At 46.6% G+C, this 10,328-nt stretch carries 11 protein-coding genes; 5 read left to right on the top strand and 6 right to left on the bottom strand.

The window, feature by feature from the left end; translation table 11 throughout:
• Positions 1 to 101 (bottom strand): YraN family protein (locus AC2JC8_RS00940; RefSeq protein WP_484594046.1); only part of this gene is annotated, 101 nt, incomplete at its 3' end.
• A 135-nt stretch (positions 102 to 236) separates the two neighbouring features.
• Here AC2JC8_RS00940 and AC2JC8_RS00935 point away from each other — a divergent pair.
• Both AC2JC8_RS00935 and AC2JC8_RS00930 read left to right on the top strand, forming a co-directional pair.
• Positions 237 to 722: a pentapeptide repeat-containing protein gene (locus AC2JC8_RS00935; protein ID WP_484400878.1), complete on the top strand. Its 486-nt coding sequence runs from the start codon at positions 237 to 239 to the stop codon at positions 720 to 722.
• 1 nt (position 723) lies between these two features.
• Positions 724 to 1,089: a hypothetical protein gene (locus AC2JC8_RS00930; RefSeq protein WP_484594044.1), complete on the top strand. Its 366-nt coding sequence runs from the start codon at positions 724 to 726 to the stop codon at positions 1,087 to 1,089.
• Positions 1,090 to 1,129: 40 nt separating this feature from the next.
• On the opposite strand, the gene dnaG is transcribed toward AC2JC8_RS00930, so the two are convergent.
• Together dnaG and AC2JC8_RS00920 are read right to left on the bottom strand one after the other, a co-directional pair.
• Positions 1,130 to 3,154, bottom strand: a complete 2,025-nt coding sequence (gene dnaG / locus AC2JC8_RS00925) for a DNA primase (protein ID WP_484419831.1) — start codon at positions 3,152 to 3,154, stop codon at positions 1,130 to 1,132.
• A gap of 66 nt (positions 3,155 to 3,220) precedes the next feature.
• On the bottom strand, positions 3,221 to 3,634 hold the full coding sequence (locus AC2JC8_RS00920; RefSeq protein WP_484400882.1) for a hypothetical protein: 414 nt from the start codon (positions 3,632 to 3,634) through the stop codon (positions 3,221 to 3,223).
• Positions 3,635 to 3,664: 30 nt separating this feature from the next.
• Here AC2JC8_RS00920 and ruvA point away from each other — a divergent pair, with 30 nt between their 5' ends.
• The 3 genes from ruvA (at position 3,665) to AC2JC8_RS00905 (ending at position 5,008) form a co-directional block, all read left to right on the top strand.
• Entirely contained in the window at positions 3,665 to 4,288 is a 624-nt protein-coding gene (ruvA, locus tag AC2JC8_RS00915; protein WP_484400883.1) for a Holliday junction branch migration protein RuvA, read from the top strand.
• A 64-nt stretch (positions 4,289 to 4,352) separates the two neighbouring features.
• A complete protein-coding gene (gene rpsO, locus AC2JC8_RS00910) occupies positions 4,353 to 4,622 on the top strand; it encodes a 30S ribosomal protein S15 (protein WP_255132365.1) in 270 nt (89 codons plus the stop codon).
• 5 nt (positions 4,623 to 4,627) lie between these two features.
• Entirely contained in the window at positions 4,628 to 5,008 is a 381-nt protein-coding gene (locus AC2JC8_RS00905; RefSeq protein WP_484594043.1) for a PAM68 family protein, read from the top strand.
• On the opposite strand, the gene AC2JC8_RS00900 is transcribed toward AC2JC8_RS00905, so the two are convergent.
• Genes AC2JC8_RS00900 through AC2JC8_RS00890 form a run of 3 tightly spaced genes read right to left on the bottom strand, consistent with a single transcriptional unit; the run spans position 4,959 to position 10,291 of the window.
• Positions 4,959 to 8,477, bottom strand: coding sequence for a DNA polymerase III subunit alpha (locus AC2JC8_RS00900; RefSeq protein ID WP_484594042.1), 3,519 nt, complete (start codon positions 8,475 to 8,477; stop codon positions 4,959 to 4,961). The genes AC2JC8_RS00905 and AC2JC8_RS00900 overlap by 50 nt on opposite strands.
• 55 nt (positions 8,478 to 8,532) lie before the next feature.
• Positions 8,533 to 9,993 (bottom strand): Asp-tRNA(Asn)/Glu-tRNA(Gln) amidotransferase subunit GatA, encoded by a 1,461-nt coding sequence (gene gatA / locus AC2JC8_RS00895; RefSeq protein WP_484400887.1) that lies wholly within the window; start codon positions 9,991 to 9,993, stop codon positions 8,533 to 8,535.
• 52 nt (positions 9,994 to 10,045) lie between these two features.
• Positions 10,046 to 10,291 (bottom strand): DUF1816 domain-containing protein, encoded by a 246-nt coding sequence (locus AC2JC8_RS00890; protein ID WP_484400888.1) that lies wholly within the window; start codon positions 10,289 to 10,291, stop codon positions 10,046 to 10,048.
• Positions 10,292 to 10,328: the final 37 nt, after the last annotated feature.

The following is a 10,328-nucleotide window of genomic DNA, read 5'->3' as shown; positions in this document are numbered from 1 at the left end:
AGCAAGCGTTCAGGCTTCGCCACAAGTAGATCAATTTCACCCCAACGGCAATGCCAACGGTGTTCAATTGCTTGCCAGCCATTGCCCAAAAGCACTTGCAAAACCTCTAATTCTGCAGAAATGTCAACTGAAATATTCTTGTGCTTTTGCAGGTTGCGGTGGCTATTGGTAGCTGGCAAATCAAAACGACTGAAATTTCATTTAGGATTCCCCTTAGCTCTTAGGCAAACAAAGCAATGGCAAGAATCTTCAGATTTTTTACGATAACATGCCTATTAATCAGCTTTTTTATATGCTTTACAAGCCCTGTTTTTGCAGCAAAAGAATTTAATAAGCAGGTTTTAATCGGTGCTGATTTTCATGATGCTGATCTGCGGGCCACCACCTTTAGCCTTACCAACTTGCGAGAGGCAAATTTTAAAGGTGCCAATTTAGAAGGGGGAAGTTTGTTTGGCGCAAAACTTCAGGATGCAGATCTCAGCTACACCAATTTAAGGGGGGCAACCCTTGATTCTGCAGTATTCGATGGTACAAATTTAGATCAAGCGATTCTGGAGGATGCTTTTGCTTTTAATACCAAATTTAAAAATGTAAGTATCATTGGAGCGGATTTCACTAATGTGCCGTTGCGCGGCGATTCCCTCAAAACCCTCTGCGCTGTAGCCTCTGGCATCAATAACAGCACTGGCCGAAACACATTCGACACATTGGAGTGCCCCTAAAATGAGCCTTGATACTAAAAGTGCGCAGCGGCTGCAGGAACTGGGCCGTAGTTTGCCCCAGGCATTGCCCACTCCAACGGCAAAGGAAACAACTTCATTAAGAAAATTGCATGCTGTAGAAACTGAAGAGAATCCAGAGGAATTATTTCGTCAACTAATTCAGGTGAGTTCAGATGGAAATATTCCAACTCATTTAATGGATAGGCTAAAGTTCATTGAAAAGCAAAGCCTAAATAAGAGTAAAAATGAGGCTCAAAATAAATCTAAACTTAGTATCAAAAGCAATAAAAAAGATAAATTATCCGATTCAATTGAGAATAGTTTATATGTAGAATTTCAGCAAATGCTTTTAGAGCAAGATGATTAACTGAATTTAAATATATTTCTTTAGATATTTATTTGGGCGGTTAGGCGCAGCGCTGTTCATCAAGTAGTGCCAAATAACGTCTTTCATTGTAATAAAGTTCCTGAAACTTTATTGCATCAGCATTTAGCTCATTAAATAGAATCTCAATTCGTTGTTCACCGTCCTCATTACTTACGGCAACCTTGCGATCTGCCTCCAGCAACAGGGCGATGCAATGCTCGAGGCTCTGTAACCTTTGGCTGCCCCAAGCCTCGATTAAATGGCGGCAGCGCCGCATCACTCTTTGGCGCTCGAGGCTCGCCGTAGTACCGCGCAGGTGCTGGGTTGCATTAACTAAATTCAGATCTTGCAATTCACTTGGTTCAAGCAACTCACTAAGCCTTTGAAGTAGGGCCGTATTTGTTTCCAAAAGTTGATCACTTAGCAAATTAGGAATATCCAAATCCGAGAGATTTTCACCAGAATTGTTACCACGACATATCTCTTCTAGTGCGGTGGCACCTATTTTTGCCTCCTCTAATTCGCTGATGGCAAGCCAGAGCTGGCGGTGATGCGGAATACCAAAATCTTCAAGATCGCGGCTACGCAACTCGCGTCGAATTTCGGCTCTTACTCGAGGCACATGCAAATAAAGCCTTAACAAAGCAGCTTCTGCCCGTTCCCTGATTCCCGCTTCGCCCGGTTTGCCATGGCGGCTAGAGCGTCCATGCCAGCGCTGGCCCTTCACCTGCTGGCGCAAATCCTCCTCTAGCTGCAATGCCATTCGCGACTGTCCACCAGATAGTCGTTCCGCTACCCGCTGGAGATAATGACTTCGCAGGGCTGATTGCGGTAATTTGCCAAGTAATTCCACAAGAGATTTCACCACTTGCTGGAATTGATCAGCGCGGTTTAAATCCATCCCAACCAAAACCTGTTCAATCTGCCAATCAAGCCAAAGGGGCGCATTTTCAAGCAAGGCAAGATAATCTGGCGCCCCTTGATTTTTTAAGAATTCATCTGGATCCTTTCCCTCTGGTAGAGGTAATACCCTCAGCTCGATCTGCCCCTGTAAAGCTTGCTGCTCCACTTCGCCAATAGCTCTTTGGGCAGCCCTAATCCCCGCGCCATCAGCATCAAAATTCAACACAATTCGCCTGCTATCGCAGCAGCGACATAGCTGGGTTATCTGTTGATTACTTAGAGCGGTACCCAAGGCGGCCACCGCATGGCGTACCCCTGCGGCATGCAGGGCAATCACATCAAAATAACCCTCTACTACAACTGCACAATCTGCGCGACGAATAGAATCAACAGCTTTATCAAGGCCGAATAAATGTTTTCCTTTTTCAAAAACTTCGGTTTCCGGCGAATTGAGATATTTTGGTTCAACCCCCTCAAGGCTACGACCTCCAAAACCAATAATGCGACCTTGGCGGTCGTGAATTGGAATCATTAGTCGTTGTCTAAACCTGTCATAAAAACCCTGCCCCCCTTTACGGGCCACCACCAACCCAGCCAATTCCAAGCAATCCGTATCAATATTCTCAACTTGCTGAAGATGATTAATTAAGCCATCCCATTTATCAGGGGCATATCCCAATTCAAAATGTTCAATCGTGCCATTGTTTAAATCTCTTTTGCTTATGAGATAATCAAGTGCCGCCTCGCCCCCTGGGCTGCGGAGATTTGCACGAAACCATCCACTAGCCAATGCCAAAGCTCTATGTATTTTATCGCGGCGAGAAAGTTGTTCTTTTAAGCGTTCCTGTTGCGGAGCATCAAGAGTTTCTATCGGTAATGAATATTTTCGTGCTAGCTCAAGCACAACATCACTAAAACTTTGGCGTTTAAATTCCATTAGGAATTTCAAGCTATTTCCGCCCGCTCCACAAGAAAAGCAGTAATAAAACTGCTTCGCTGGAGATACGGTCATCGATGGTGATTTGTCGTCGTGAAACGGACAGATACCTACATATTCCTTGCCTTTTTTCTTGAGTACTACGTGTTCAGCAACCACCTCGACAATGTCGGCCCTTTCTTTTACCGCCTCAATAGTTCGGGGGTGGAGGCGGGGGCTGCTCACAAGCTATTGAAGGGGTGCTTCATTCTCTCCGGTTTATCGCGCATGCACCAGCAGATGAAATGCAGATTAGGAAAGCGGGTAGCTACTCCACTGGGGTAACTCAGGGGTGGGGGGGCGCAAAAGACGCCAGGTTTGCCCCTTTTCACCGCGCAAAAGCCGCACTTCAAAAGGATTTGAAACATTTAATGGTTCTCCTGGCCAACGCCAATCAAACCGGCCCCGCAGCAACCAAACCCGATGACTTTCAACCTTTTCAATGCTTTGTTGATCGAGGCGCACCCTTTGCAGGCTTGGATCACTATCCCTTGGCGAAACTTGTAGAGCAGCAGCCAATTCACTTTGGCTCAACTGCACTTGCAAATTTAAGGCTTGCAATAGAGCCTGTCGAGGCGGTTGCCCCACGGCTGCGCAACCGGAAAGCAGCAGAATCAAAACGATTAGGGCCCCTCGCTGGGCCAGCCGGCACAAAGTTAAAAGCAACGGCAGCATGAACTCAATTCTGGTAACAGCATGATTGGTTGGCTTGAAGGGCAACTGGGTCACGCCTGGCAGGAAAATAACCGCAGCGGAATTTTGCTCATTTGCGCGGGCGTGGGCTACGAAGTGCAAATCAGTAAAGATCGTTGGGCTGACATACGGCTAAGCCCATCGGGCACGCTGCTTAGATTCTGGATTCACCACTTACACAAAGAAGACGGCAGTTCACTTTTTGGATTTAACCAGCAGCAAGAAAGAGACATATTCCGTTTACTAATCAGCGTTAGTGGCGTTGGCCCCCAGGTGGCAATGGCCTTAATGGGGGCAATGCCCGCAGCTGTTCTAGTGGAAGCCCTTCAACAGGGAAATTTGGCGTTGTTAAGCAGTGCTCAGGGGGTGGGAAAACGCACCGCAGAGAGATTGTCGCTGGAGTTACGTCAGAAATTAGAGCGCTTTGAGCTGCCTCTGGCTAATTACAGCAACCAAAAGTTGCCAATCAACCTCGAGAAAGAACTGGAAGAAATGCTCTGCGCTCTGGGTTACGGCGTTCTGGAAATCCATGAAGCTCTAAAGGCTGTTGGCCCCCTGCTCAGTAAAGAAGAAGCCAACAGCAGCGATGCCTGGTTGCGAGAAAGCTTGCGTTGGCTTGGGCGATAAGCCAATTGAAGTTACCCCTAGGAGTTATGCTGTTTTATTGCACCGATTCGGGCCACTCTCCCGCATGCCGCTCAACACAGAAAAGAAGCAAGAGCTGATAAACAGCCATCAAACCCACGGCACAGATACCGGTTCGGTTGAAGTGCAGGTGGCCATGTTGAGCGAGCGCATTAGCCAGCTCACAGGACATCTACAAGCCAATAAGCACGATTTTTCCTCAAAACAGGGGCTATTGAAAATGCTGGGGCGACGCAAAAGCCTGCTCAGCTACCTAAAAAGCCAGAGCAGTGAGCGGTATTCAACCTTGATAGTGAAACTAGGTATTCGGGGTTAAAGGAAATGGCGGATGGTTTCGCTGATCAAAACGAGCAGCGCACACCACAGGCTCCAAAGGAAGCCAAACCAGCTATTCCGCAAACGGTGTCTAACCGTATGGCTAGGCGGATTGCCATATCAACTGGCATACCTACAGTTATGGGTATGGGAGTTTTCGTTGCAAGCTATTTACTGATTAGCCAAAAAATTCTTGATATTCCTCCTGGGATCACTTTGGTTTCTTCGGGGGGATGTTTTTTATTGGGCTTAGTTGGGCTCAGTTATGGCATTTTTTCAAGTAGTTGGCTTGAACAACCCGGTTCAATTCTAGGTTTTGAACAGATAAAACCAAATATCAAGCGGTTGCGCAGTGGCGCAGACACACCTGAAAAGCAGCAGCGCTGAGGCTTGCGGCGGCGGCATCAGCATCACTTACACAAAATTGGTGGCCAAGCCGAACAAAGCAATGGCCATCGTTGCTTTGAATTTCTGCCACCACAGGAGTGCGCTCCCCTGCAGATTCAGTATCTACTCGATAGAGCTGCAGACACTCTCTCAATTGATGCTGAACAGTTATATCGCCAGCTTGTTGTTGATTTAATTTAACCATTACAAGACGCAAATCATCAATTAGTGCCACATCATCAACAATTAATTGAACACGATCATCACGTCTGTCTACCTGTGCCCATAGCAATAAGCGGGCATCTACCATCAGATGATCCACAAGGCGTGCATAGGTTTTTGGGAATACCACAGCTTCTGCGCTGCCGGTGAGATCCTCCAGTTGCAAAATTGCCATTCGATCGCCCTTACGGGTAGTTACAAGTTTGATCTCTGGCACCATTACCAGCGCAGAAATGCGACTGCGATCGAGCTGATCCTCCAATTGGCCTAATCCAACAGGAGACAACAAACGGCTTGTGGCGCGTAATTGTTTAAGGGGATGATCAGAAAGATAAAAGCCAACTAATTCCTTCTCAAGCCGTAATTTTTCAGTGGGGGCATAATCAGCTACCGGAGCGGCCTTTGGAGCCGTGCTAAGCACATCGATCGCCCCTGCAACAGCACCTCCCCCAAGCAAATCAAGCAAACTGCCCTGGCCGCTCGCCCGGTCTCTTGCTCTTGAGCCGGCCCAATCAAGCATTAAATCAAGATCGGCCATTAATTGGGCGCGATTTGAATTCGCTATTAATGAATCAAGGGCGCCACAGTGAATTAACGATTCCAACGCCCTGCGATTTAGCAAACTTATGCTTGCCATTCGATCGCAAAGATCGGCTAAAGATTTAAAAATACCTTCTTTCTCTCGCGAAAGAAGCAATGTGCGTATAGCGCCATCGCCCAGATTACGAATTGCAGATAAACCAAACAAAATCTTATCCCCCTGAGGAGTAAAATCAATCCCAGAACTATTAAGATCAGGTGGCATAACTTCAATACCCATTGCATTGCAATTAGATATGTAACGCTGAACCTTGTCCGTAATGCCCGAATTAACAGTTAACAATGCCGCCATATATGCCACTGGGTAATGGGCCTTTAAATAAGCGGTTTGGTAAGTAACAGCTCCGTAGGCAGTGGAATGGCTTTTATTAAAACAATATTCAGCAAATAGTACCATTTGATCAAACAGGGTATTTGCAACTTGATCGGCAACATCTTGTTTGATAGCACCTTGTACAAATTGAGTGCGGTGTTTTTGCATCTCAGAAACTTTTTTCTTTCCCATCGCCCTTCGTAGTAAATCAGCCTCTCCCAATGAATACCCAGCTAGATCTTGGGCAATGCGCATAATTTGTTCTTGATAAACCATAATTCCATAAGTTTCCTGTAATATTGGTTCTAGTTTTGGGTCAACAAATTCAATTAACTCACGGCCATGCTTACGGTTAATAAATTTCGGAATCAAGCCTGCATCGAGAGGTCCCGGACGATATAAAGCCAGTATCGAAGAAATATCTTCAAGCGAAGACGGCTTTAAATCTCTAACAATTTGTCTCATACCACTAGATTCCAATTGAAATATACCCTCTAGATCTCCTCTTGCCAGCAAGGCATAGGTAGCGGAATCATCTGCCGGTAAATCGTCTGGATCTATGCGAATTCCAGAGTGCTGACGCACAAGTTGTAATGTTTTATCGATCATTGTGAGATTTTTAAGGCCGAGAAAATCCATCTTTAATAGGCCCATGGATTCCACATCCTCCATGAAATATTGGGTAATTACTTGGCCATCATTGTTACGCTGAAGAGGCACTAGTTCGTCTAGGGGTTCAGCTGCAATCACCACCCCAGCAGCATGAACTCCAAAACTTTTGTTTGTTCCCTCAATTCTCCTAGCTAAATCAATCCAATGTTTAACAGCTGGATCATTTTTATACTTGTCACGAAATTCAGGCGCCGGCGAATCTTCGCTGATCATTTCGTCTAAATTAGCGGGCTTGCCTCGCACAACCGGTATTAATTTAGCAAGTCTATCGGCATCACCATAAGGAATATCAAGAACACGTGCCACATCTTTAAGGACAGCCTTGGATGTCATGCGGTTAAAGGTTATTATTTGTGCCACCTTGTCTTCACCATAGCGCTTTGTTACATAATCAATAACTTCAGCCCTACGCTCTATACAAAAATCGGTATCAATATCAGGCATAGATTTACGCTCTGGATTTAAAAAGCGTTCAAATAGCAGCCCATGTTGCACCGGGTCTATATTTGTAATACCTAGGGCGTAGGCCACCAAGGACCCGGCCGCCGAACCTCTGCCGGGCCCTACGGGAATGCCATTATCCCTTGCAAAACGGATGTAATCCCAAACCACAAGGAAATAAGTAGGAAACCCCATCTGATCCATAACCTGCAATTCAAAATGCAATCTTTCAAGGTAGGTTGTATCAATTTTTTCGAGTTCTGAAATTTCCAAACGACCCCGCAAACCTTTTTCAGCAATTTCCGTGAGATAACCCACAGGGCTGTAACCATCAGGTATGGGAAAGTTTGGCATTTGATACCTACCTAAAATGTCATATTCTTCAACTTTATCTGCCACTTTAAGCGTATTATCTAAAGCTCTTTGCACCAATTCAGGTTCTAGATGATCTACAAATAATTTCTCCATTTCTTCTCTACTTTTAATGTACTCAGTTCCCGTATATCGAAGTCTTTTCTCGTCGCTAATTAATTTTCCAGTTAAAACACAAAGCAAAGCATCATGGGCTTCCACATCTAGCGCACTGAGATAATGAGCATCATTTGTAGCGATTAGTTCAATGCCGAGTTCAGCAGACAACTTTGCTATACCAGTATTAACAATGCGATCTTCCGGGGAGCCATGATCTTGGATTTCTAAATAAAAATCGTCTTCAAATACATCCTTATACCAACTAGCTACATCTTTTGCTACATCATATCTTCCTTTGAGTAATGCTTGAGGAATTTCTCCGCCCATACACGCAGTTGCAACAATCAGTCCCTCTCGATGGGCTTTTAGGATTTGTTTATCAATGCAAGCCCTTGAAAATATGCCCTTACCCCGCATACCTTGCAAATGACTAATGCTAGTAAGTTTCACTAAGTTGCGATAACCAATTTGATTTTTTGCAAGCACTACTAAATGATATCTACGTTCTTTTTTTAGTTGTGGATCCTCAATGCTGCCATTAACCACATACATTTCATTGCCAATTATCGGCTTAATACCGGCCTTTGTGCATAACTTAAGCAGCTCGATTGCCCCATACATAACGCCATGATCTGTAATGGCTACTGCTGGCATGCCCAAAGCCACGGCCCTCTCCACCATGGAGGGCAATTGCGTGGCCCCATCTAGGAGGCTGTAGTCGCTGTGGTTATGAAGCGGAACAAATGACAAGGAAAACCACCAGCCCTAGTGTGGGCAGCTTACCTAGCTCCACCAGATATGGCGCTTAGCTGAGTGCCAATGGTGCAAAAGGCCTACTTTTCATTACGGCGGCCTCCTGCTCGTATTGATGGGCAACCTGAAGCAGTTTTGCCTCTTCCAGCACAGGTGCCATTAATTGCAAACCGATCGGCAAGCCGCGTTTATCAAAGCCGCAGGGCACGCTAATGGCGGGGATACCTGCCAAATTTGCTGGAATTGTTAGTAGATCGGCAAGGTACATAGCAATTGGATTATTGCTGTGTTCACCAGCCTTAAAGGCGGTGGTGGGGGAGGTGGGGGTGAGTAGAAGGTCTACCTGCTGAAAGGCATTATCAAAATCTTCTCTGATTAAGGTGCGCACTTGTTGCGCTTTGCGGTAGTAGGCCTCGCCGTAGCCAGCAGATAGGGCATAGGTTCCAATCAAGATGCGTCTTTGCACCTCAGCGCCAAAGCCATTAGCCCTTGTAAGGGATGTCATTGCGCTCAGGCTTTCGCCATTGGCAATCCGTTTGCCGTATTTCACGCCGTCGTAGCGAGCTAAGTTCGCAGATGCTTCAGATGGTGCAATTACGTAGTAGGTGGCAATCCCTGCCTTGAATCTTGGGCAACTCAAATTCACCAAACTGCAACCGAGACTCTTCAGCACAGCTGCCGCTTCACGTACAGACGCTTCCACTTCAGGATTCAAGCCCTCGCCAAATGCTTCGGCAAGAATCCCAATTTTTATGCCCGTAAGTGGCCTGTTAAGGCCTTCTAAATAATCGGGAACCGGTAGGTCGAGGCTGGTGGCATCTAGTGGATCATGGCCCGCAATTACCTGCAACATCAAGGCTGCGTCTGCAACCGAGCGCCCAAATGGCCCTACCTGGTCCAATGAACTAGCAAAAGCCACCAAGCCCCACCTACTCACCCTGCCATAAGTGGGTTTTAGACCCACAACACCGCAGAAACTCGCTGGTTGCCGAATAGAACCCCCGGTATCTGAACCCAGAGCAACATCACACTGCCCAGCAGCTACAGCAGCAGCACTACCTCCAGAACTTCCACCTGGCACAAAACTGGGATCCCAGGGATTTGCTGAAGCCCCAAATGCTGATGTTTCAGTGGAACTACCCATTGCAAATTCATCAAGATTGGTTTTACCAACCAACACACCACCTGCATCCCATAAACGTTGGGTCACCGTTGCTTCGTAGGGGGGGATGAAATCTTCAAGCATGCGGCTTGAGCAGGTGGTTTTAATCCCCTTGGTGCAGAGATTGTCTTTAATCCCAATGCTTACGCCAGCCAAAGCTCCCGAGTTTTTACCAGCTGCTTTTGCTTGATCAATTCGCTCAGCGTCTGCCATAGCTCGCTCCTGAGTGAGCGATACAAAAGCTTTTAATTGCGGCTCAGTTTCAGCAATGCGAGCGAAAGTTGCTTCGGTATGGGCCTTGGCCGATTGCAAACCCTGATCAAAGGCAGCGCGCCAGAGGCTAATAACCATCTCAAAAGCAAAACTGCAGCGACGCTATCAGCAAGGCGACAAAAGTTTGGATTTAATTTTGCTGCTCAATCGTGAACGGCTCGCCGCGGCGGGTTCGCACGAGACGATGCTCCAATACCGCAGGCGCTTCACTGCGTATATCGGCAAGAAAAGCGGGTAATTTCGCTTCCAAGGTATGGCGGCGCACATAGGGTCCAAACCAGTAAGTGACGTCTGGTTGGCGGGTATCAACCCTCGCCCACCAAGCCAAACCCAAGGCATTGGCAGTGGCACGAAGGGGAGCAGAAAAAAGACCCATCTGTATGCGTCAAGCGCAGCTATTTTGCCCGCATAGA

The sequence above is a fragment of the Synechococcus sp. genome, from assembly GCF_982614295.1.
This window is presented reverse-complemented; position numbering and strand designations above follow the sequence as displayed.

Coding starts and splice junctions, on each gene's coding strand:
- AC2JC8_RS00905 (WP_484594043.1), top strand. CDS start 4,628: ATGGCGGATGGTTTCGCTGATCAAAACGAGCAGCGCACACCACAGGCT.
- rpsO (WP_255132365.1), top strand. CDS start 4,353: ATGCCGCTCAACACAGAAAAGAAGCAAGAGCTGATAAACAGCCATCAA.
- gatA (WP_484400887.1), bottom strand. CDS start 9,993: ATGGTTATTAGCCTCTGGCGCGCTGCCTTTGATCAGGGTTTGCAATCG.
- ruvA (WP_484400883.1), top strand. CDS start 3,665: ATGATTGGTTGGCTTGAAGGGCAACTGGGTCACGCCTGGCAGGAAAAT.
- AC2JC8_RS00930 (WP_484594044.1), top strand. CDS start 724: ATGAGCCTTGATACTAAAAGTGCGCAGCGGCTGCAGGAACTGGGCCGT.
- AC2JC8_RS00935 (WP_484400878.1), top strand. CDS start 237: ATGGCAAGAATCTTCAGATTTTTTACGATAACATGCCTATTAATCAGC.
- AC2JC8_RS00890 (WP_484400888.1), bottom strand. CDS start 10,291: ATGGGTCTTTTTTCTGCTCCCCTTCGTGCCACTGCCAATGCCTTGGGT.